Genomic DNA, 20,515 nt, shown 5'->3' with positions numbered 1-20,515 from the left:
GAGTTGCTGTGGCCGGAATGTGTGGGTCGACCGGGCCCGGCAGCAGACCCTAGACGGTGTCTGATCTCGTCCGGAGGCGCGGTCGCACGCGGGGTAGGTCGCACCGGCGCGGCGAACCGGCGTGACGAACCCCGCAACGAGCCTACGCGTGCCTGCGCATTCGCTCATGCACGCGAGCGTTCACCTGTCTGTGGCGTCGTAGCCATTTCTGGATCCTCGCACTCCATGAGGTGGGTCACACTCGTCGGGTTCCGGCGAAGAGATCACTTCGCTGTTCGCACGATTTCCACGGATCCTTCGCCGTATCGGCACAGCCATGCCTGCTGCCCGCGCGCGGGGATCCATCTCTGGGGGAGGACACACCATGGCGCAGCGTGCGCACATGTGGAGAAACGCCAAGAACGCCGCCGCCTTCATGGCGGCCGCGGGGCTGACGGCGCTGAGTCTGGGGGCGGCACCCGGCGCCACCGCGGCAGGGGAGCCGCGGATCGACCTGAGGGTCCTGGTCGTGGACAACGGGGACACCCCCGTCCAGGCCATCACCGCCCAGCTGAAGAGCACCGGCATCCCGTACACCGTCGTCGACCTCAACTCCGCGAGCCGGCCGACGATCACCGCGGCCTTCCTGGCCGACACCGTGAACGGGACGGCGAGGGCCAGGTACCAGGGCGTGGTACTGCCCAACGAGGCGCCGTTCGGGGCGGGTTCGGCCGAGCAGACCGCGCTGGAGACGTACGAGAAGACGTACGGCATCCCGCAGGTCGACGCCTACACCTGGGCGCATCCCGAGGTCGGCCTGGAGTACGCGAACTACTCCGGCTCCCTCGACGGGCGGCAGGCGTCCGTCACGACGGCCGGCAAGGCCGGCTGGTTCGGCTACCTCGACGGAGGCTTCACCTTCGAGGACAACTCGCCCACGATCGGCGAGAGTTACGGCTACCTGGCGGCGCCCAGGGCCGGCTACACCAGCTATGTCGACGCACCCCTGCCGGGCGGCAGCGGCACCGGCAGCCTGGTCGGCGAGTACGCCCACGACGGCCGCCGCGAGCTGGTCGTGACGTTCGCCTACAACCAGTACCAGCAGCAGTTCCGGCTGCTCGCCCGCGGCATCGTCGAGTGGCTCACCCAGGGCATCCACCTGGGCCAGGCCCGCAACTACTTCGCCGTCCACGTCGACGACGTGTTCGCGCCCGACGCCCGCTGGGACGCCGCGCGCAACTGCACGCCCGGCGACATCGACTGCGTCGGCGGCGGGGACGACGACGGCACCCCGATCCGGATGACGGCCGCCGACGCGGCCTACGCCGCCCAGTGGCAGCAGGAGCACGGCTTCACCATGGACATGGTGTACAACGCCGGCGCCGGGGAGGAGTGGAAGACCGAGAACGGCGGCACCGACGCCATGGCCGACCGGCTCCTCGCCGACAAGGCCAAGTACCGCTGGATCAACCACACCTACACCCACCCGTTCCTCGGCTGTGTGCAGGACACCTCCACCGTGCCGTGGAGCTGCGCGAAGAACGCCGACGGCTCGACGCAGTACATGAGCCGCGCCGACATCTCCGCGCAGATCCGCGACAACAACAACTGGGCGGCGACCAAGGGCCTGCCGATCGACCGCACCGAGCTGGTCACCGGCGAGCACTCGGGCCTCAGGACGCTCCCGCAGCAGCCCGACGACAACCCGAACCTGGCCCGCGCCCTCTCCGACAACGGCGTCAAGTGGATCGCCTCGGACAACTCGCGCGAGCCCGAGCAGCGCCCGGTGGGCAACGCGCTGACCGTCCCGCGCTACCCGATGAACGTGTACTACAACACCGGCACCAAGGCGGAGATGGCCGACGAGTACAACTGGATCTACACCTCGAAGGCCGACGGCGGCAGCGGCATCTGCGAGGGCAACGCCTCCTCCACCTGCCTCTCCCAGCCGCTGAACACGGCCACCGGCTACGACGACGTCATCGTCCCGCAGGAGGCCCGCACCGACCTCGGTCACGCCATCAGCAACGACCCGCGGCCGCACTACGCCCACCAGTCCAACCTCGCCGAGGACCGCCTGCTCTACCCGGTCATGGACAAGGTCCTCACCGACTACAAGGCCCTCTTCGCCGACAACACCCCCCTGGAGAACCTCCGCCAGAGCGCCATCGGCACCGAGCTCCAGCGCCGCGCCGCCTGGCAGGCCGCCGTCGCCGCCAACAAGGTGACCGCGTACCGCATCGGCAACACGGTCACGATCACCGCGCCGAACGGCACCCAGATCCCGGTCACCGCACCGGAGGGCACGAAGAAGCAGCAGCTCCTCGGCAGCTCCGTCTTCGGCACCCCGTACGCCGGCCGCCGCTCCGACTGGACGACGGCGGGCGGCCTCCAGACCGCGGTCACGCTGAAGCTGGCGTAAGCACCAACGCCCCGAGGGGCAGCGCCCCAAAGGGGCGCGGGGAACTGCGCGACCAGCCCGGACGGACCCGCAGCCGGGCTCCGGGGCGCAGTTCCCCCACCTGATCCGCACCAAACAGGGGGAAGCGGCGCAGCCATGCGCACAGGCCGAAAAGTCACCATGCTCACCGAAGGCACCTACCCGCTCGTCCACGGCGGCGTCAGCACCTGGTGCGACCAGCTCGTCAAGGGCATGCCGGAGGTGGACTTCCACATCGTCTCGCTCTCCGGCAGCGGCCGCGAACCCGTGACCTGGGAGCTGCCGCCCAACGTCCGCCGCCACACCACCGTCCCCACCTGGGGCCCGCGCCCCGGCCGCGACCGGCCGCCGTACGGCAGGGATCTGCGCCGCTTCGGCGACGCCCACGAACGTCTCCTGCTCTCGATCCTCGACCCCGACGCGCCCTGCGACTTCGGCGAGAGCCTCTACGAACTGGCCGCCCTCGCCCGTGAGGGACGGCTGTCGGCGGCCCTGCGCACCGAGACCGCGCTGCGCTCCCTGATGGCGATATGGACGATGCCGCACCTGCCCACCGCGGCCGCCGCCCCCACCGTGCACGACGCGCTCACCGCCACCGACCTGCTGGAACACGCCCTGCGCCCGCTGGGCTTCCGAGTCCCCGGCGACTCGGTCGCCCACGCCGTCAGCAGCGGCCTCGCCACCCTCCCCGCCCTCGCCGCCCGCCACTTCGACGGCGTGCCGTTCCTCCTCACCGAGCACGGCATCTATCTGCGCGAGCGCTACCTCGGCAGCCGCCGCGAGGCACAGCGCTGGCCGGTGAAGGCCTTCATGCTCGGCTTCCACCGCGCCCTGAACACCCTCGGCTACCGCACGGCCGACCTCATCACCCCCTGCAACCAGTACAACCGCCGCTGGGAGGAGCGCGGCGGCGCCGACCCGCAAAAGATCCGCACGGTCTACAACGGCGTCGACCCGCACGCCTTCCCGCACGCCGGCCCCGAGCCCGAGGTGCCCACCCTGGCCTGGTGCGGCCGGATCGACCCCATCAAGGACCTGGAAACCCTGCTGCGCGCCTACGCCCTGGTCCGCGCCGAACTCCCCGACACCCGCCTCAGGTTGTTCGGCCCGGTGCCGCCCGGCTGCGAGGAGTACGCCACCCGGCTGGAGAAGCTCGCCGCCGAACTCGGCGTCACCGACGGCCTCACCTTCGAGGGCCGGGTCACCGAGGTCCGGCGCGCCTACGCGGCCGGCCACGTCGTGGTGCTGTCCTCGATCTCCGAGGGCTTCCCGTTCTCCCTCATCGAGGCCATGTCCTGCGGCCGTACGACGGTGTCGACGGACGTCGGCGGAGTGCGCGAGGCCGTCGGCGACACCGGGATCGTCGTCCCGCCGCGCGAGCCGGAGAAGCTGGCCGCCGCCGCGCTCGCCCTCCTCAAGGACGACGAACGGCGCCTGAAGCTGGGCGAGTTGTCCCGGCAGCGGGTCATCGACCGGTTCACGCTCCGCCGCTCGGTCGACAACTTCCGCACGATCTACCAGGAACTCGCGGGCCTCGACGTCTACGAGCCCACGGTCGAGACGGTCGCCGACTGGACCGAGGAACTGCGCGACCCGTGGTACCGGGCCGTGGCGACGGACGGGACGGGCTGGTGAACCAGAAGACCACCGGCCGGGAGACGACCGGCCGGGAGACGACCGCACGCCCCTTCGTCCCCCAGCAGCGCACCGCGAGGACCGCCCCCTCCTGGGCCGCCCCCGACCCCGTCGACCAACTCGCCGCACACCTCGGCGACTTCGCGGCCGCCGCCGTCCACCCGGACGAGATAGCCGCGGTACTGGAGTCCGACGGCCTCTCCGACGACCAGATCCGCGAACGCTACGGCGTACGCAACTCCTTCGCGCTCGCCGAGGAGCTCTACGCCCGCGTCCCGCGCCGCCACCCGGAACCCGACACCCCACCGCACGACCCCTGGCGGATCGGCCTGCGCGCCTGCCTCCTGCGCGGGCTCGTCTTCGCCCTGCCCGGCTTCGCCCACGTCCTCGGCGCCCCCCTGCTCGCCGGCCCGCCCGGCGCCTTCGGCCTGCCGCCGGGCACGGTCCCGCTGCTGGCCGGCGCGCTGTTCGGCTGGACCTGGAACCAGGGCCTGTCCCACCGCGCGTACGTCTGGCTGGGCCTGGGCGACCTTCCCGCCGCCCGCCGCTGCCTCCTCGTCGGGGCCCCGGTGGGCGCCCTGCTCGGCGCGCTGACCGCACTGGCCGTCGCCGGCCCCGCCGACGGGGCGGCCGTGGCCTTCGCCGCCGGCCAGTCCTGCTACCTCGGCGCCTCCACCACCCTGCTCGTCCTCGGCCGCGAACGGGCCCTGCTGGCCGCGCTGGCACCGCTCACGGCGGGCGCCCTCCTGGCCCTGGCCCACCCCCTCCCGGACCCGGTCGGCCCGACCCTGCTGGTGGGCTCACTGGTCGCGGTGATGCTGCTCGGACTGCTCTCGGTGGCGACCCGCGTGCGGGAGTCGCCCGGCGGGGCCGGCGCCCCCGCCCCGGCGGCCTCCCTGCCGTACGCCCTGTTCGGCCTCGGCAGCGGCGCGCTCGTCCTGTACGCGGCCCTCGGCGACGTCCTGGCGGGGGAGGAGCACAGCGCGCTCGCCGCGCCCGCCGCCGTGGCGCTCACCCTCAGCATGGGCCCCGCCGAATGGCTGCTGTACCGCTTCCGCAGCGGCAGCCTGGCCGGACTGCGCACCACGGGCACCCCGCACGCCTTCCGGCGGGCGACCCTGCGCACGGGCGCCGAGTGCCTCGCCGCCTACCTCCTGGTCCTCGCGGCCCTCGGCCTGACCGCCACCGCCCTGTGGCCGGACACCCCCGGCCTCACCGCCGTACGCCTGGCCGATCTGCTCCTGCTGGGCGTGGTGCTGTGGACCGGGCTGCTGCTCCAGTCCTTCGGCGCGGTCCACGGCACGGCCGCCGTCTGCTGCGCCGCCGCCCTCGCCCAGACCCTCGCCCTGCTCACCCACCTCGCCGACCCGCACGGGGTGGCCCTTACGGTGTACACAACGGCGGCCGCCGTCCAGGCGCTGCTGGTCCGCACACTCCTGGGAAGAGCGACGGCCCACCGATGAACACGCGATCCCTCCTCGCGACCGCCTCCCTGCTCCTGCTGCTCACGGGCTGCACGACGGTCTCCGACGGCAAGGGCGACGAACCGGCGACCGGCGGTACGGCCGCGGGGAAGCGCTGGCAACCCCGGCCCGGCACCGACTGGCAGTGGCAGCTCAGCGGCAAGCTGGACACCTCCGTCGACGTCCCGGTGTACGACATCGACGGCTTCGACCACACGAAGAAGACCGTCGCCGCACTGCACGCCGACGGCCGCAAGGTCATCTGCTACCTGTCCACCGGCGCCTGGGAGGACTGGCGCCCGGACGCCGGCGACTTCCCGAAGTCCGTGATCGGCAAGGGCAACGGCTGGAAGGGCGAACGCTGGCTCGACATCCGCGCGGTGGACGTCCTCGAACCCCTGATGGCGGCGCGCCTCGACATGTGCCGGGACAAGGGCTTCGACGCGGTCGAGCCGGACAACATGGACGGCTACAAGAACACCACCGGCTTCCCGCTGAAGGCGGCCGACCAGCTCCGCTACAACCGGCTGCTCGCCCGCCTCGCCCACGAACGGGGCATGTCCGTCGGCCTGAAGAACGACCTCGACCAGATCCCGGCACTCGTCGACGACTTCGACTTCGCGGTCAACGAGCAGTGCGCGCAGTACGACGAGTGCGCGGACATGACGCCGTTCATCGAGGCGGACAAGGCGGTCTTCCACGTCGAGTACGAACTCCCGACCAGCGACTTCTGCGCGGAGTCCCGGCGGCTGAAGCTGAGTTCGCTGCTGAAGAAGTACGAACTGGGGGTGTGGCGGGAGGCCTGTTAGCCGCCCAGGGTCAGCGCCACCAGGGCCGTCGTCGCCGCTGTCTCCGCCACGCCGCCGAACACGTCCCCCGTCACCCCGCCGAAGCGGCGGGTGCAGTGGCGCAGGAGGAGTTCGGCGGTGGCCAGGGCGGCGAGGAGGGCTAGGGGCGTGCGGGCGGTGTCGTAGGCGCCCGACAGCGCGCCCACGGCTGCCGCGGCGGCCGTGAACAAGGCCGTCACCGTCAGCGCGGCCGGAACCGGGACCACGCCCGCCACCGCCGCGCCCAGACCCTCCGGCCGGGCCGGCGGGACACCCGCCCGGGCCGCCAGGGTCAGCGCCAGACGGGCCGCCACCGCCGAGACGACGGCGGCGACCGCACCCCGGGCCCATGAGTCGTCGTACAGCCGTGCCAGCGCCGCCACCTGCGCGAGCAGCACGAACACGAGCGTGAGCACCCCGAACGGCCCGATGTCCGACTGCTTCATGATCCGCAGCGCGTCCTCGGCGGGCTTGCCGCTGCCCAGACCGTCCGCCGTGTCGGCGAGCCCGTCGAGGTGCAGACCGCGCGTGAGCACGGCGGGTACGGCGGCGGAGGCGACGGCGGCGAGCAGCGGGCCCGTGCCGAGAAGGAGCAGCAGCAGACCGAGGCCCGCCGCACAGCCCCCGACGACCAGCCCGACCACGGGCGCGCTCAGCATGCCGCCGCGCGCGGCCTCCCGGTCCCAGCGGCTCACCCGCACCGGGAGGACGGTGAGGGTGCCGAAGGCGAAGCGGAGGCCGTGGAGCGGCGGCGGGGTCATGGACACGGCGGAAGAGTAGCCCGGTCGCCCCGCCCACGAGGCAGCCCACCCCGCCGCCCGCGACACTGGGGACATGGGCGACTGGCTGCAGCGCAACATCGTCGAGCCGGGGAAACTCCCCCTGCTCCTCGCCCTGACCGCGTTCGTCCTCACCTTCCTGATCACCCGGATGATCACCCGCATGATCCGGGCCGGAAAGGGACCCTTCGGCAACATCAGCTCCGGCGGGGTGCACATCCACCATGTCGTGCCCGGGGTCGTGCTGATCGTCGCGGGCGGCTTCGGCGCGGTGGCGAGCGGGGCGCGCGGGTTCGGCTCCGGGGTCTTCGCGGTGATCTTCGGCATCGGGGCGGGGCTCGTCCTCGACGAGTTCGCGCTGATCCTGCACCTCGACGACGTGTACTGGACGGAGGCGGGGCGCAAGAGCGTGGAGGCGGTGGTGCTGACGGCCGCGCTCGGCGGGCTGCTGCTGGTGGGGGCGGCGCCGTTCGGGGTCAACGACATGAGCGACGCGGAGCTTCAGGACCGGGGGGCCGTGCTGGCGACGGTCGCCGTGAATTTCCTGCTGTCGCTGACCGTGCTGTTCAAGGGCAAGGTCAAGATGGCGGTGTTCAGTGTGTTCATCCCCTTCATCGGGCTGATCGGCATGGTGCGGCTGGCCCGGCCCGGGTCGCCCTGGGCACGGCGGTTCTACCGGCGGCGGCCGAAGGCGCGGGCCCGGGCGATCCTGCGGGCGTATCGGCACGACCGGCGGTGGGTGGGGCCGGGGCGGGTGCTGGGGGACTGGCTCGGGGGGAAGACGGATGCGGAGCTTTCACGCAAGGGCGCCTAGCGGGGGTGGGTGCGTCCGTTGTTCGGCGGGTGCGGGCGCGCTGTGGCTTGTCGCGCCCCGCGGCGGAGCCGCAGATCGATACAGCCCCGCGTCCCTTGGGTGGGACATCTTGCCGCGCACAGAAAAGCAACCGCCGCCATCGCCGCCAAGTGCTCCTTGCCCGCCAGGTTGTTCTTCAGTACGACCTCCACCACTATCGCGGCGACCACCGCCGCCGTCGTGGCGTACGCGCGGTAGCGCCAGCCCACGTACACCGCCAGGCCCACCACCGCCGCCGACGGGCCGGTGTCGACCACCTGGGCGTCGGTGGTGGGGAGGGTGTCCAGGGCGATGGCCGCGCGGGCGTACAGGGTGCCGGCGAGGGTCGCGGCGTAGGCGACGGTCAGGGTGCGGCGCCGGCCCAGGCAGGTCTCCGCGATGCCGAACACGAGCAGGATCTGAGCGAGGGCACCCCAGACCGGCAGGTCGAGGGCGGGGACGAACAGGGAGAGCGGGGTGCGCAGGAGGGCGAGCCACAGGGGGTCCTCGGCCCGGACCGCGCCCAGGTCCTGCACCGGGCGGTAGCCCCAGGACCGGTTCTGCACGAGCTGCATGACCGACGTCAGACACACGGCCGTGAGGGTCAACGGCACCGCCCGCCACCGCCGCCGTACCAAGGGCCCGCGCACGGCCGCGTACAACGGCCCCCACTCGGCGCGGGCCCAGCGGGTGACGCGACGGTTCACCGCGGCAGCCCCGGCGCCCGGGCGCCCAGGAACCCTTCGGCCCGGGCCGACGCGAGGCCGATGCGGGGCAGGTCCGCGGACTTTTCGAAGAGGAGGAACCTGGGCTCCCAGATGGGCCGGTACTTGGCGTTGGCGCGGTACAGGGACTCGATCTGCCACCAGCGGGAGAAGAAGGTCAGCAGGGAGCGCCACAGCCTCAGCACCGGCCCGGCGCCCAGCCGCGCGCCGCGTTCGAAGACCGAGCGGAACATCGCGAAGTTGAGCGAGACCTGGGTGATCCGGATCTCCGACGCGCGCCGGAGGAGTTCGATCACCATGAACTCCATCAGGCCGTTGTCGGAGTCCCGGTCGCGCCGCATCAGGTCGAGGGAGAGGCCGTGCGGGCCCCAGGGCACGAAGGAGAGCAGGGCGCGGAGGTCACCGTGCGCGTCCGTGCACTCCAGCATCACGCAGCGCCCGTCCTGCGGGTCCCCGAGCCGCCCCAGCGCCATGCTGAACCCGCGCTCGGTGGCCCCGTCCCGCCAGTCGTCGGCACGGCGCAGGAGATACGCCATCTCGTCGGCCGGGATGTCCTCGTGCCGCCGTACCCGCACGGTGTACCCGGCCCGGCGGACCCGGTTGTGGGCCTGCCGGACGGTTCGCATGGCCCGGCCCTCCAGGGTGAACTCGGCGACGTCGACGATCGCCTCGTCGCCGAGTTCGAGGGCGTCCAGGCCGTGCCGGGCGTACACCGTCCCGGCCTCCTCGCCCGCCCCCATCACCGCCGGGATCCACCCGTGCGCCCGCGCCTCGGCGAGCCATGGCTCGATCGCCCCCGGCCACGCCTCCGGGTCCCCGAGCGGATCCCCCGACGCCAGGGACACCCCGCCGACCACCCGGTAGGCGACGGCCGCCTTCCCGGTCGGCGACCAGCACACGCTCTTCTCCCGGCGCAGCGCGAAGTACCCGAGGGAGTCCCGCTCGCCGTGCCGGTCGAGCAGCTCCCGCAGCCGCTTCTCGTCGTCCTCGGTGAGCGGGTCCACGGCCCGCCGGGAGCGGAAGGCGGCGTACAGGACGCCGAGCACGAGGGCCGTGCTCAGCACGTTCACGGTGACGTCGACCCAGTTCGGCGGGGCGACGCCGGGGGAGCGGAAGTCGGAGATGGAGACCAGGCGGAGGGTTCCGTAGCGCCAGCACTCGGCGAACGTGGAGTGGCCTCGGGCCTGGTTGGTCGCCGCCACCAGCAGCGCCGCGAGCAGCGACGAGACGAGCAGCCCGCCGGCCGCGACGGTCGCGGCGAGCTTGGGGTTGGCCCGATCACCCTTGGCGTAGAACTCCCGCCGCCCGAGCACCAGCGCGCCCACGAAGGCCGCCGTCAGGGCCAGCGACACCCAGTTCTGCGGGTGCCGCCGGATCTCCGGGAACACCATGGCGAAGGCGAGCAGCGCGAGGAACGCCCCGCCGAGCCCGAGGTTGAGGATCCACGCGGCGCGCTTGCGGCGCCGCATGGTGATCGCCAGGAACGCCGTGAACACGCCGGAGGCGAAGCCGGCGGTCAGCAGGTACGGCGTGAACAGGTCCTCCTGGTTGTGCCGCCGCACGTCCTGCCCCAGGGAAACCCACACCGCGCTGAGGAAGTTGACGAAGGCGACGGCACGCAGATACCAGACGGCGAAGACGGCGGCGAAACGGGTGTTTCCCATGAGCGGTGATCATATGGGTGCACTTCCGGTAAACCGCTCTTTTGTAGCCGCCTGTCCCTTTACGCCTCTTGCTCCTCTTGCTCCTCTTGCTCCCCTTACTCCTCTTCCTTGTCGTTCTCCTCGGCGGGGGCCGGCTTCTCGGGGAGCTCGGCGGCCAGTGCCGCCGCGGCCTGTACCAGCGGCAGCGCCAGCAGCGCCCCCGCGCCCTCCCCGACCTTCACGCCCTGGTCGAGCAGCGGCTCCAGCGCCATCCGGTCCAGCGCCTTCGCCTGCCCCGGCTCACCGCTCTTGTTCGCCGCCAGCCACCAGTCCGGCGCCCGGAACGCGATCCGCTGCCCCACGAGCGCGCACGCGGCCACCACGACCCCGTCCAGCACGACCGGCAGCTTCCGCACGGCGCACTGCAGCAGAAAGCCCGTCATCGCGGCGAGGTCGGCCCCGCCCACGGTCGCCAGCAGCTGCAACTGCTCCCCGAGCACCGGCCGCGCCCGCCGCAGCGCGTCCCGGATGGCCGCGCACTTGCGCATCCACGCCAGGTCGTCGATGCCCTCGCCGCCCCGCCCGGTCACCACGGAGGCGTCGGTCCCGCACAGCGCGGCGACCAGCACCCCGGCCGCCGTGGTCCCGCCCACGCTCACATCGCCGAGGACGACGAGATCCGTACCGGAGTCGGCCTCCTCGTCCGCGACCGCCATGCCGGCCCGGAAGGCCGCCTCGGCCTCCTCGACCGTCAGGGCGTCCTCGATGTCGATCCGGCCGCTGCCGCGCCGCACCCGGTGCCGTACGACGTCCTCCGGGAACGCGTCCGGCTCGCAGTCCAGCGCCATGTCCACGATCCGCACGGGCACATCGAGGCGCCGGGCGAGCACCGAGACCGGCCGGCCGCCCTCCAGGATCTCCCGCACCAGCTCCGCGGCGGTGCCCGCGGGCCGGGCCGAGACCTCGAGCTCGGCGACGCCGTGGTCACCGGCGAACAGCACCACCCGCGGCCGTACGACCGGCCGCACGGGCACCGAACCCTGCGCCGCCGCCAGCCACTCACCCAGGTCGTCCAGGCGCCCCAGCGATCCGGGCGGCACGATCTGACGTTCCCGGCGGGCCTCCGCGTCGCGGCGCACGCCGCCGTCGGGGCGCTCGATCAGATCGGTGAAGTCGTCGAGATTAAGCGAGCTCATTCGCCGAACAGTACCGGCACGGGGCGACCGGTTCGGCGGCACATGGGCACCCCACAGGCGCGACGTCTTTGCACCCAAGATCGGTATCCCATACGTTCCGTTTTGCTGCGGAATGTCGTAGCGCTCGCGTCTGCCCTTCCCCCGGAGCCGCTCATGCCCTCCCGGCCCAGGCCCATCCACGATCCGCGCCGCGACGACTGCCCGTGGTGCGGCTCGAAACGCCTGCGCACCCGACTGCGGTCACCGGACCTGCGCCACCGCAGACCGGGCACCTTCGTGGTCGACGAGTGCCGGGACTGCGCGCACGCCTTCCAGAACCCGCGCCTGACCCCCGAGGGGCTGACGCTCTACGACGGCCGGCGCGACCGGCGCCCCACGCCTCGGCACCTGCGCGCGACGGCCCGCGCGATGCTGCCGTTCCCGGAGCCGGAGAGCTGGCTGGACGTGGGCACGGGGGACGCGCACTTCCCCCTGGCGGCCAAGGCGCTGTTCGCCTACACCGCGTTCGACGGGGTGGACCCGACCCCGCGCGTGCAGCGGGCGCGGGCGGCGGGCCGCCTGGACGAGGCCCACCTGGGCCGGCTCACCGCCCCCGACGTCCTCGCCCGGCTGCGCGGCCGCTACGACGTCGTCAGCATGCTCCACCACCTCGAACACACCCGGGACCCCCGAGCGGAACTCGCCGCGGCACTGCTGGCGTTGCGCCCCGGCGGCCACCTCCTCCTCGAACTCCCGGACCCCACCAGCGCGTCCGCGACCGTCCTCGGCAAGTGGTGGCACCCCTACGACCAGCCCCGCCACCTCCATCTGATCCCCCTCACCAACCTCCTCCCGGAACTCGAGTCCCAGGGCTGCGAGATCGTCCTGACGGACCGCAGATCCCCGCACACCCCGCACGACCTCTCGACGGCCGTCTCCCTCTACGTGAACAGAACCCGCCTGCACCGGGCGGCCGGCCCGCTGACCACCCTGGCCGCCGTCCTCGACCACGCCCTGGCCCCGGCCCTCCGCCGCACCCGCTTCTCGAACGCGTACCGGGTGATCGCCCGGAAGAAGTGACCCCGTTGCCCGCAGCCCGCAGCCACGGAGCGAATGCGACAGCGTGACTGCAGTTCCCAGGGACGCGGGGCGGTGTCGATATGCGGCTCCGCCGCGTGGGCGCGACCAGCCCCCAGGCACCCGCAGCCGCGCGACGGTCCGCAGTCCCGTCCCACCCCCCCGGTCAACCGCGGAGCACCACCGCCTGCCCCGCCACCACCAGCACGACCTCCTCGCACTCACCCGCCACCGCCGCGTTCAACCGCCCCAGCTCATCCCGGTACCGCCGCCCGGAAGCAGTCGCCGGCACGATCCCCGACCCCACCTCGTTCGACACCAGCACCACCTTCCGCCGAGCCCCCCGCACCGCCCCCGCCAACTCCGCGACCCGCGCCCGCAGGGCCCGCTCACCCCCGTCCGCCCACACCGCGTCGTCCCACGCCCCCACGGAGTCCATGGCATCCGTCAGCCACAGCGACAGACAGTCGATCAGCACCGGCGCCGCGGCCCCCTCGTCCGCCAGCAGCGGCACGAGATCGCACGTCTCGGCCGTACGCCACGACCCCGGCCGCCGCTCCCGGTGCGCCGACACCCGCGCCGCCCACTCGGTGTCCCCGCTCCGCGAGCCTCCGGTGGCCACGTACAGCACGTCGGGGAACGACTCCAGCCGCCGCTCCGCCTCCACCGACTTCCCCGACCGCGCCCCGCCCAGCACCAGCGTCCGCCGCGGCACGTCCGGCACGTCCTCGTACACGCCCGCCACCAGCGTCGTCCCGTCCGGCACCGCCCGCGCCCCCGCCGCCGCGAGCCGTCGCGTCAACTCCGCGCCCGGCGGCACGTCATGGTCCAGATGTACGGCCACCACATCCGTCGTCGGCCCGGCCGCGCCCACCGCCCGCAGCTTCGCCAGCGCGTCCGGCCGCCCCACGAGGTCGGCAAAGACCAGGTCGTACCGCTCGGCGGGCTCCGCCCCCTCCTCCAGACCGGCCGGCGCGCCCCCCGGCGGCAGGTACAGCAGCCGCTGCCCGTCGGGACCGGTCACCGCGTAGCCGGTTCCGGGCGCGTCCATCGCCACCGCCCGCACCCGATGCCCCGTCAGCAGCGCCAGCTCCCGCCCGTCCGGCACCCGGCCGGGCTGCGGCAACCCGGCCGGCACCTCCACCGGCGGCCCGTCGTGCGGATGCGACAGCAGCACCTGCCGTACACCGCCCAGCGAATGTCCCACCCGGGCCGCCGCGAAGGCCGCACCCGGCGTCAGATCGAGCAACAGCGCCCCGTCCACGAGCAACGCCGTCGCCGCACGCGCGTGCGGTCCCAGCGACATCGCGCACACCGCGCAGGGGCAGTCGGGGCGGGGCAGTCCCGCGGGGGCACCGGTTCCGAGCAGAGTCACTTCCACACAGCGTATTTTCGCGTCTCTGACCTGGTCTTGCGCATCCGACTAGGCTGCTCGGCAGGGGCCGGACCAAGATCCGGCTTCTGCTCTGCACGTGTTCATATCAGGGAGGCGTACATGGCGGCATGGACGTGGCGGTTCGAGAAGGCCGACGGGACGGAGGTCCAGCCCGCGGTGGAACCGGACGAGTTCACCACCCAGGGGGACGCCGAGTCCTGGATCGGGGAAGAGTGGAAGGCCCTCCTCGAAGGCGGCGCGGACCAGGTGCGGCTCTTCGAGGACTCCAGCGAGATCTACGGCCCCATGAGCCTGCACGCGAACGAGGCGTAGCCCCGGGGCCACCCGGGACACGCACAGGGGCGGCCGTGCCACGGCCGCCCCTGTGCACCGCCCCCGTGCACCGCCTCACTGCTCACCCAGCGTCACCTCGGCCTTCTTCTCCCGGCCGTTGTGGGTGAACGTCACCGTGGTCCGGTCACCCGGCTTCCGCTCGGCCAGCGCCTCCGTCAGCGAGGTGATGGTGGTGATGTCCGTGTCGCCCAGCCGGACGATGACGTCCCCCGGCACGATGCCCGCCTCGTCGGCCGCGCCCCCGTCCTTCACCTCCACCACGACCACCCCGGCGGGCTGGAAGTCCGCGTCCACGAAGGTGCGTCCGGTGATGCCGAGGGCCGCCCGGCCCGAGTCGGTGACCCGGCCGCTGCGCACGATCTGGTCGGCGATCGTGCGCACGGTCGACGCGGGTATCGCGAACCCGATGCCGGGCGCCGCGCCGCCGCCGAGTTCGGGATCGGTCGCGGCGAGCGTCGGGATGCCGATGATCCGCCCGTCCAGACCGACCAGCGCGCCCCCGCTGTTGCCCGGGTTGATCGCCGCCGAGGTCTGCACCATGTTGGCGAGGGTCGCCCCCGTACCGCCGTCGTCGCTGCCCTCGCTGACGGTCCGTCCGGTCGCCGAGACGATGCCCTCCGTCACGCTCGACGACAGGCCCAGCGGTGACCCCATCGCCAGCACCACCTGCCCGACCTGCACCTTCGAGGTGTCCCCGAACGTGGCCGCCCGCAGCCCGGCCGGCACGGTGTCCAGCTTGACCACGGCGAGATCCTGCTCCGGGTACGAGGAGACGAGGGTCGCCGTCAGCGGCTTCTTGCTGTTGGCGGTGGTCACCCGGAACGTCCGCCCGCCCTCGACGACGTGCGCGTTGGTGACGATGTGCCCCTTGCCGTCGTAGACGACCCCCGACCCCAGCCCGCTCTCCGTCTCGATCTGCACCACCGACGGCAGAACGTCCTTGATCACCCGCTGGAAGTCGCTCTGCAGATCGTCCGCGGCCTTCCCCGGCGGCTGCGCGGCCTGCGCGGCCTGCGCGGTCGTGGCCTGCGGAGCCCCCACACCGGAACACCCGGCGCAGCACACGAGCAAGGCGAGTCCCAGGGCGCGGAAGCGGGGAGAGTCCATGCCCCGAGTCTCACGCCGGCGGGGGAAAGGGGCCTGATGGAGTCACCCGAACGAGCGAAACCCACGCCCACTGCACGTAGGGGCGCGGGGGCGGTGTCGATATGCGGCTACCGCCGCGTGGGCGCGACCAGCCCCCACGCACCCGCGGATCCAGGACGCCCTCAGGCCCCCCGAACCCCACAAAGATGCAGCAACGCCGCCACCCCCCGGTAGGGATCCGTCCTCCCGGCTCGCTCCTCGGCCGCCAGCAAGGCCTCCGCCTCCGCCGGATCCTCCGGCACCCCGGTGTCGTCCGAGGCGGTGTCGGTGAACACCCGCACCCCGTACCAGGCCTGCAACGGCGCCCCGATCCCGGCCAGCGCGTCGGTCAGCGTGGTCAGCCGGTCGGCCCGGACGTCCAGGCCCAGCCGGTTCGTGTACGACACGGTGTCGAACGCGGCCAGCGCGCCCGCCCAGTCGCCGCTCAGCCCCGGCCGCATGGCCAGCGCGTCCGCGTTGCGCACCAGCAGCGACAGCAGCCCGCCCGGGGCCAGCATCCGCCCAAGGCCGGCCAGCAGGGCGTCCGGCTCCTCGACGTACATCAGCACGCCGTGGCACAGCACCACGTCGAAGCTGCCCGGCAGGAAGTGCACACCGGTGTCCCGGCCGTCGCCCTCGATGATCCGCATCCGCTCCCGGATGCCCTCAGGCTCCCCGGACAGCGACGCACGGGCCGCCGCGGCCATCGTCGCGTCCTGCTCCAGACCGGTCACCTGATGACCGAGGCGGGCCAGCCGCAGCGCCTGCGTGCCCTGCCCCATCCCCACGTCGAGCACCCGCAGCCGCTGCCCGACCGGATACCGCCCCGCGATCTGCTCGTCGAGCTGCCGCGCCACCAGTTCCTGCCGTACGACATCACGCAGCCCACCCAGCCTGCTCAGCCAGGCCTCGGCCGCTCCCCCGGAGAAAGCCGTCGTGCTCAGGGCCGCTCTCCGCGCTTGACCTGCGGCTTGGGCAGCCGGAGCCGACGCATCTGCAGGGAGCGCATCAGGGCGTAGGCGACCGCGCCACGCCGGTTCTGGTCGGGGAAGCGCGCGTGCAGCGCCTTGCGCAGCCGGAAGACGGTGACGATCGAGTCGAGGACGATCAGCACGATCACGACCAGCCACAGCAGCAGCGCGATCGTCTGCAGCGAGGCCACCCGGACCAGGCTCAGCACCAGGATCACCACGGCCATGGGCAGGAAGAACTCCGCCACGTTGAACCGCGAGTCGATGAAGTCACGCGCGAACTTGCGGACCGGACCCTTGTCACGGGCCGGCAGATACCGCTCGTCGCCGCCCGCCAGCGCCTGGCGCTGACGTTCCAGCTGGGTGCGGCGCTCGTCGCGCTGCCGCTTGGCGGCCTCCTTGCGCGTCGTCGGGGTGTTGGCGACGCTGCGGCGCTGGGACTGGGCCTCATTGCGCTTGGGCGTCGGCCGACCCTTGGGGGCCTGCGGGTCACGGGGCTGCTTGGAGTCGGTCACCGCCGCCTTGTCGGCGGGGGCCTTCTCTTCCTTGGCACGGCTACGGAACACAAAACCCAAGGGTAAGCGCTCGCGGGCATGGACCCCAGCCCGGCGGGGAACGATCCGGCAACACCGGACGTCTCTAGGGGAGACGGACCGGGATAGACGGGGGAAAACAGCGGAAGACAGGACGTAAGGGGGCCGTAGGGGAGGGCGAGCGCCCACCCTGAGGGTCACCTACTCCTCACGCCGGAGCAAAGGACTCCGTCAGTCGTTCTCGGGGAGGAGCGCATCCGCCCCCGAACAGTGCGTCAATGGATGCAGGGCCCGTACTGTGGGTTCTGTCGCAGAGCTGGAGCTGGACGTCAGAAGGGGGCGCGCGAAGCCCATGAGCGGTGTCATGAAGCGTATGGGGATGATCTTCCGCGCGAAGGCGAACAAGGCCCTTGACCGGGCCGAGGACCCGCGCGAGACCCTCGATTACTCGTACCAGAAGCAGTTGGAGCTCCTGCAGAAGGTCCGCCGCGGCGTCGCCGACGTGGCCACCTCGCGCAAGCGCCTGGAGCTGCAGCTCAACCAGTTGCAGTCGCAGTCCTCGAAGCTGGAGGACCAGGGCCGCAAGGCGCTCGCGCTCGGCCGTGAGGACCTCGCCCGCGAGGCGCTCTCCCGCCGTGCCGCCCTCCAGCAGCAGGTCACCGACCTGGAGACCCAGCACGCCACGCTCCAGGGCGAGGAGGAGAAGCTCACACTCGCGGCGCAGCGCCTGCAGGCCAAGGTCGACGCCTTCCGTACGAAGAAGGAGACCATCAAGGCCACCTACACCGCCGCCCAGGCCCAGACCCGCATCGGCGAGGCGTTCTCCGGCATCTCCGAGGAGATGGGCGACGTCGGCCTCGCCATCCAGCGCGCCGAGGACAAGACCGCCCAGCTCCAGGCCCGGGCCGGCGCCCTCGACGAGCTGCTCGCCTCCGGCGCCCTGGACGACCCCACCGGCATCGCGAAGGACGACATCCAGAGCGAGCTGGACCGGCTCTCCGGTGGTACGGATGTAGAGCTGGAACTGCAGCGCATGAAGGCCGAGCTCGCCGGAGGTTCGTCCGCCGGGCAGCAGGCCATCGAAGGTGGCACCGGCCAGTCGCAGTCCCAGCAGCAGCCGCAGGACACCCCGCGCTTCGACAAGCAGTAGCAGCCCGGCGCCGGGGACCGGAGCCGAGGAGGGCCGACATGATCGTACGGATCATGGGGGAGGGCCAGTGGACACTGGCCGACTCCCACTTCGCCGAGCTGAACAAGCTGGACGACGAGCTGCTCGCGGAGATGGAGGGCGGCGACGAGACCGGCTTCCACCGCACCCTCGGCGCCCTCCTCGACGCGGTCCGCCGCCTCGGCGAGCCCCTCCCCGACGACGCCCTGGAACCCTCGGAGCTGATCCTCCCGGCCCCGGAGGCGAGCCTGGAGGAGGTCCGGGAGATGCTGAGCGACGACGGGTTGATCCCGGGCTGAGGGACACTTCCCGGCGCCGGTCACGGCGACTCCAGCCCGTCCGGCGTGTGAGGACGAGGCCCCTTCAGGGCCGAAGCGGGGGTCTGGGGGCGGCCGGCCCCCAGCCACGGTCAGGAGAGCGACGGTAAGCGGAAAGTGACCCCCCTCGCACGGGCCCGGCGCCAGCTGACAGCCCACCCCCTCGCGCTCGACGCGGCCCTCGCCGCAGGCGTCCTCCTCTGTATGCTCGCCGGCTCCTTCGTCGACCCCCACAGCGGCCACACCGTCAGCTGGAGCATCCGCACCCCCGACCCCCTCAGCCTCCTGCTGATGACCCTCGGCGCGGTCGCCCTGGTCTTCCGCCGCCGCGCCCCCATGACGGTCCTCGCCGTCACCGGCACCCTCTCCGTCGTCGAGTCCATCACCGGAGACCCCCGCGCCCCCGTCGCGATGTCCGCCGTCGTCGCCCTCTTCACCGTCGCCGCCACCACCGACCGCGCCACCACCCTGCGCGCCGGACTGGTCACCATGACCGCGCTCACCAGCGCCGCGATGCTCGCCGGCCCCCTGCCCTGGTACGCGCAGGAAAACCTCGGCATCCTCGCCTGGACCGGCATCGGCGCCACCGCCGGCGACGCCGTCCGCAGCCGCCGGGCCGTCGTCCAGGCCATCCGCGAGCGCGCCGAGCGGGCCGAGCGCACCCGCGAGGAGGAGGCCCGCCGCCGCGTCGCCGAGGAGCGCCTGCGCATCGCCCGCGATCTGCACGACGTGGTCGCCCACCACATCGCCCTGGTCAACGTCCAGGCCGGAGTCGCCGCCCACGTCATGGACAAGCGCCCCGACCAGGCCAAGGAGGCCCTCGCCCACGTCCGCGAGGCCAGCCGCTCCGCGCTCAACGAGCTGCGCGCCACCGTCGGCCTGCTGCGTCAGTCCGGCGACCCGGAGGCCCCCACCGAACCGGCCCCCGGCCTGGACCGCCTCGACGAGCTGGCCGGCACCTTCCGCAGCGCCGGACTGCTGGTCGAGGTGGCCCGCGCCGACCACGAGACGAAACTCCCCGCCGCCGTGGACCTGGCCGCCTACCGGGTCATCCAGGAGGCCCTCACCAACGTGCAGAAACACGCGGGAGCGGACGCGAAGGCCGAGGTCAGCGTGGTACGCGTGGGACCGCACATCGAGATCACGGTCCTCGACGACGGCGACCCCGGGGCCGAGGAGGCCCCGGTCACCGGCGGCGGGCACGGCCTGCTCGGCATGCGGGAACGCGTCACCGCCCTGCGCGGCACCCTCACCACGGGTCCCCGCTACGGAGGCGGCTTCCGGGTGCATGCGATCCTGCCCGTCAAGACCCGTACCCGGACCGCCGAGGACCCCGTATGACCATCCGTGTCCTGCTCGCCGACGACCAGGCGCTGCTGCGCAGTGCGTTCCGGGTGCTCGTCGACTCCGAGTCCGACATGGAGGTGGTGGGGGAGGCGTCCGACGGGGCGCAGGCGGTCCTGCTGGCCCGGCAGGAGCGTCCGGACGTCGTCCTGATGGACATCCGCATGCCCGGCACCGACGGCCTCGCCGCGACCCGGGAGATCAGCGCCGACCCCGACCTCGCCCAGGTCCGGGTGGTCATCCTGACCACCTTCGAGGTCGACGACTACGTGGTGCAGTCCCTGCGCGCGGGCGCCTCCGGCTTCCTCGGCAAGGGCAGCGAGCCGGAGGAGCTGCTGAGCGCGATCCGGATAGCCGCCGGCGGTGAGGCCCTGCTCTCCCCGGCCGCCACCAAGGGCCTGATCGCCCGCTTCCTCGCGCAGGGCGACGCCCCCGACGAGCACGACCCCGCGCGGGCGGAGCGCCTCGGCGCCCTCACCGTGCGCGAGCGCGAGGTCCTCGTCCAGGTGGCCGGCGGGCACTCCAACGACGAGATAGCCGAGCGGCTGGAGGTCAGCCCGCTGACCGTGAAGACGCATGTCAACCGGGCCATGGCGAAGCTGGGCGCCCGCGACCGGGCCCAGCTCGTGGTGATCGCGTACGAGTCCGGGCTGGTACGCCCGAGGGTGGAGTGACCCCAACTGCCCCGTATTGCCCGTCTGGTTGGGGTGCGATCGGTGTCACCGGGCTGGTTCCAACCCGGCCGGTGTTGAT

19 protein-coding genes are annotated in these 20,515 nt (G+C 72.8%); 11 read left to right on the top strand and 8 right to left on the bottom strand.

Translation table 11 applies throughout. The annotated features are described in order from the left end of the window. Nucleotides 1–364: 364 nt before the first annotated feature. The 4 genes from ABZ464_RS01410 (at nucleotide 365) to ABZ464_RS01395 (ending at nucleotide 6,326) form a co-directional block, all read left to right on the top strand. A complete protein-coding gene (locus ABZ464_RS01410) occupies nucleotides 365–2,401 on the top strand; it encodes a hypothetical protein (RefSeq protein WP_359269210.1) in 2,037 nt (678 codons plus the stop codon). A 135-nt stretch (nucleotides 2,402–2,536) separates the two neighbouring features. Continuing rightward, nucleotides 2,537–4,054 (top strand): GT4 family glycosyltransferase PelF, encoded by a 1,518-nt coding sequence (gene pelF, locus ABZ464_RS01405; RefSeq protein ID WP_359269208.1) that lies wholly within the window; start codon nucleotides 2,537–2,539, stop codon nucleotides 4,052–4,054. After that, on the top strand, nucleotides 4,051–5,517 hold the full coding sequence (locus ABZ464_RS01400; protein ID WP_359269205.1) for a hypothetical protein: 1,467 nt from the start codon (nucleotides 4,051–4,053) through the stop codon (nucleotides 5,515–5,517). Before pelF ends, ABZ464_RS01400 begins: the two co-directional genes overlap by 4 nt. Beyond that, nucleotides 5,514–6,326: an endo alpha-1,4 polygalactosaminidase gene (locus ABZ464_RS01395; protein ID WP_359269202.1), complete on the top strand. Its 813-nt coding sequence runs from the start codon at nucleotides 5,514–5,516 to the stop codon at nucleotides 6,324–6,326. Before ABZ464_RS01400 ends, ABZ464_RS01395 begins: the two co-directional genes overlap by 4 nt. On the opposite strand, the gene ABZ464_RS01390 is transcribed toward ABZ464_RS01395, so the two are convergent. Next, a complete protein-coding gene (locus ABZ464_RS01390) occupies nucleotides 6,323–7,105 on the bottom strand; it encodes an adenosylcobinamide-GDP ribazoletransferase (RefSeq protein WP_359269615.1) in 783 nt (260 codons plus the stop codon). The genes ABZ464_RS01395 and ABZ464_RS01390 overlap by 4 nt on opposite strands. A 73-nt stretch (nucleotides 7,106–7,178) precedes the next feature. Between ABZ464_RS01390 and ABZ464_RS01385 the strand changes: the two genes are divergently transcribed. Then, a complete protein-coding gene (locus ABZ464_RS01385) occupies nucleotides 7,179–7,937 on the top strand; it encodes a hypothetical protein (protein WP_359269199.1) in 759 nt (252 codons plus the stop codon). On the opposite strand, the gene ABZ464_RS01380 is transcribed toward ABZ464_RS01385, so the two are convergent. The 3 genes from ABZ464_RS01380 to cobT all read right to left on the bottom strand — a co-directional run bounded on the left by ABZ464_RS01380 (nucleotide 7,934) and on the right by cobT (nucleotide 11,519). Further along, nucleotides 7,934–8,662 carry a hypothetical protein gene (locus ABZ464_RS01380; RefSeq protein WP_359269197.1) on the bottom strand — a complete coding sequence of 243 codons (729 nt, stop codon included), beginning with the start codon at nucleotides 8,660–8,662 and terminating at the stop codon, nucleotides 7,934–7,936. The two genes, ABZ464_RS01385 and ABZ464_RS01380, sit on opposite strands and share 4 nt — an antisense overlap. Then, nucleotides 8,659–10,344, bottom strand: a complete 1,686-nt coding sequence (locus tag ABZ464_RS01375; protein WP_359269194.1) for a phosphatidylglycerol lysyltransferase domain-containing protein — start codon at nucleotides 10,342–10,344, stop codon at nucleotides 8,659–8,661. Before ABZ464_RS01375 ends, ABZ464_RS01380 begins: the two co-directional genes overlap by 4 nt. A gap of 95 nt (nucleotides 10,345–10,439) precedes the next feature. Next, on the bottom strand, nucleotides 10,440–11,519 hold the full coding sequence (gene cobT, locus ABZ464_RS01370) for a nicotinate-nucleotide--dimethylbenzimidazole phosphoribosyltransferase (protein WP_359269191.1): 1,080 nt from the start codon (nucleotides 11,517–11,519) through the stop codon (nucleotides 10,440–10,442). 153 nt (nucleotides 11,520–11,672) lie between these two features. Between cobT and ABZ464_RS01365 the strand changes: the two genes are divergently transcribed. Continuing rightward, complete coding sequence (locus tag ABZ464_RS01365; RefSeq protein ID WP_359269189.1) at nucleotides 11,673–12,578, top strand: class I SAM-dependent methyltransferase; 906 nt, start codon at nucleotides 11,673–11,675, stop codon at nucleotides 12,576–12,578. 163 nt (nucleotides 12,579–12,741) lie between these two features. Here the strand turns inward: ABZ464_RS01365 and ABZ464_RS01360 are convergent, their stop codons facing one another. Then, entirely contained in the window at nucleotides 12,742–13,956 is a 1,215-nt protein-coding gene (locus ABZ464_RS01360) for a bifunctional adenosylcobinamide kinase/adenosylcobinamide-phosphate guanylyltransferase (protein WP_359269186.1), read from the bottom strand. A gap of 114 nt (nucleotides 13,957–14,070) precedes the next feature. Here ABZ464_RS01360 and ABZ464_RS01355 point away from each other — a divergent pair, with 114 nt between their 5' ends. After that, a complete protein-coding gene (locus ABZ464_RS01355; protein ID WP_359269184.1) occupies nucleotides 14,071–14,283 on the top strand; it encodes a hypothetical protein in 213 nt (70 codons plus the stop codon). Between the two features lie 75 nt (nucleotides 14,284–14,358). On the opposite strand, the gene ABZ464_RS01350 is transcribed toward ABZ464_RS01355, so the two are convergent. The 3 genes from ABZ464_RS01350 to ABZ464_RS01340 form a co-directional block, all read right to left on the bottom strand. Beyond that, a complete protein-coding gene (locus ABZ464_RS01350) occupies nucleotides 14,359–15,411 on the bottom strand; it encodes a trypsin-like peptidase domain-containing protein (protein ID WP_359269182.1) in 1,053 nt (350 codons plus the stop codon). Nucleotides 15,412–15,572: 161 nt separating this feature from the next. Continuing rightward, nucleotides 15,573–16,286 carry a methyltransferase domain-containing protein gene (locus ABZ464_RS01345; protein ID WP_359269179.1) on the bottom strand — a complete coding sequence of 238 codons (714 nt, stop codon included), beginning with the start codon at nucleotides 16,284–16,286 and terminating at the stop codon, nucleotides 15,573–15,575. A gap of 83 nt (nucleotides 16,287–16,369) precedes the next feature. Then, on the bottom strand, nucleotides 16,370–17,020 hold the full coding sequence (locus ABZ464_RS01340) for a DUF3043 domain-containing protein (RefSeq protein WP_359269612.1): 651 nt from the start codon (nucleotides 17,018–17,020) through the stop codon (nucleotides 16,370–16,372). A 292-nt stretch (nucleotides 17,021–17,312) separates the two neighbouring features. Between ABZ464_RS01340 and ABZ464_RS01335 the strand changes: the two genes are divergently transcribed. The 4 genes from ABZ464_RS01335 (at nucleotide 17,313) to ABZ464_RS01320 (ending at nucleotide 20,436) form a co-directional block, all read left to right on the top strand. Next, complete coding sequence (locus tag ABZ464_RS01335) at nucleotides 17,313–18,083, top strand: PspA/IM30 family protein (protein WP_359269609.1); 771 nt, start codon at nucleotides 17,313–17,315, stop codon at nucleotides 18,081–18,083. A 38-nt stretch (nucleotides 18,084–18,121) separates the two neighbouring features. Further along, entirely contained in the window at nucleotides 18,122–18,400 is a 279-nt protein-coding gene (locus ABZ464_RS01330; protein WP_359269176.1) for a hypothetical protein, read from the top strand. Between the two features lie 135 nt (nucleotides 18,401–18,535). Beyond that, the gene (locus tag ABZ464_RS01325; protein WP_359269174.1) at nucleotides 18,536–19,759 is read left to right on the top strand and encodes a sensor histidine kinase; all 1,224 of its coding nucleotides are present in this window, start codon (nucleotides 18,536–18,538) and stop codon (nucleotides 19,757–19,759) included. After that, on the top strand, nucleotides 19,756–20,436 hold the full coding sequence (locus tag ABZ464_RS01320) for a response regulator transcription factor (protein WP_359269171.1): 681 nt from the start codon (nucleotides 19,756–19,758) through the stop codon (nucleotides 20,434–20,436). Before ABZ464_RS01325 ends, ABZ464_RS01320 begins: the two co-directional genes overlap by 4 nt. The last annotated feature ends 79 nt before the right edge of the window (nucleotides 20,437–20,515 follow it).

This window comes from Streptomyces sp. NPDC005820 (assembly GCF_040630255.1).
Lineage (GTDB): Bacteria > Actinomycetota > Actinomycetes > Streptomycetales > Streptomycetaceae > Streptomyces.
Note: the sequence above shows the minus strand (reverse complement) of the source record. Positions and strands in the feature narration are given on the sequence as shown.

Coding starts and splice junctions, on each gene's coding strand:
- pelF (WP_359269208.1), top strand. CDS start 2,537: ATGCGCACAGGCCGAAAAGTCACCATGCTCACCGAAGGCACCTACCCG.
- ABZ464_RS01330 (WP_359269176.1), top strand. CDS start 18,122: ATGATCGTACGGATCATGGGGGAGGGCCAGTGGACACTGGCCGACTCC.
- ABZ464_RS01375 (WP_359269194.1), bottom strand. CDS start 10,344: ATGGGAAACACCCGTTTCGCCGCCGTCTTCGCCGTCTGGTATCTGCGT.
- ABZ464_RS01410 (WP_359269210.1), top strand. CDS start 365: ATGGCGCAGCGTGCGCACATGTGGAGAAACGCCAAGAACGCCGCCGCC.
- ABZ464_RS01390 (WP_359269615.1), bottom strand. CDS start 7,105: ATGACCCCGCCGCCGCTCCACGGCCTCCGCTTCGCCTTCGGCACCCTC.
- ABZ464_RS01350 (WP_359269182.1), bottom strand. CDS start 15,411: ATGGACTCTCCCCGCTTCCGCGCCCTGGGACTCGCCTTGCTCGTGTGC.
- ABZ464_RS01395 (WP_359269202.1), top strand. CDS start 5,514: ATGAACACGCGATCCCTCCTCGCGACCGCCTCCCTGCTCCTGCTGCTC.
- ABZ464_RS01385 (WP_359269199.1), top strand. CDS start 7,179: ATGGGCGACTGGCTGCAGCGCAACATCGTCGAGCCGGGGAAACTCCCC.
- cobT (WP_359269191.1), bottom strand. CDS start 11,519: ATGAGCTCGCTTAATCTCGACGACTTCACCGATCTGATCGAGCGCCCC.
- ABZ464_RS01365 (WP_359269189.1), top strand. CDS start 11,673: ATGCCCTCCCGGCCCAGGCCCATCCACGATCCGCGCCGCGACGACTGC.
- ABZ464_RS01355 (WP_359269184.1), top strand. CDS start 14,071: ATGGCGGCATGGACGTGGCGGTTCGAGAAGGCCGACGGGACGGAGGTC.
- ABZ464_RS01320 (WP_359269171.1), top strand. CDS start 19,756: ATGACCATCCGTGTCCTGCTCGCCGACGACCAGGCGCTGCTGCGCAGT.
- ABZ464_RS01335 (WP_359269609.1), top strand. CDS start 17,313: ATGATCTTCCGCGCGAAGGCGAACAAGGCCCTTGACCGGGCCGAGGAC.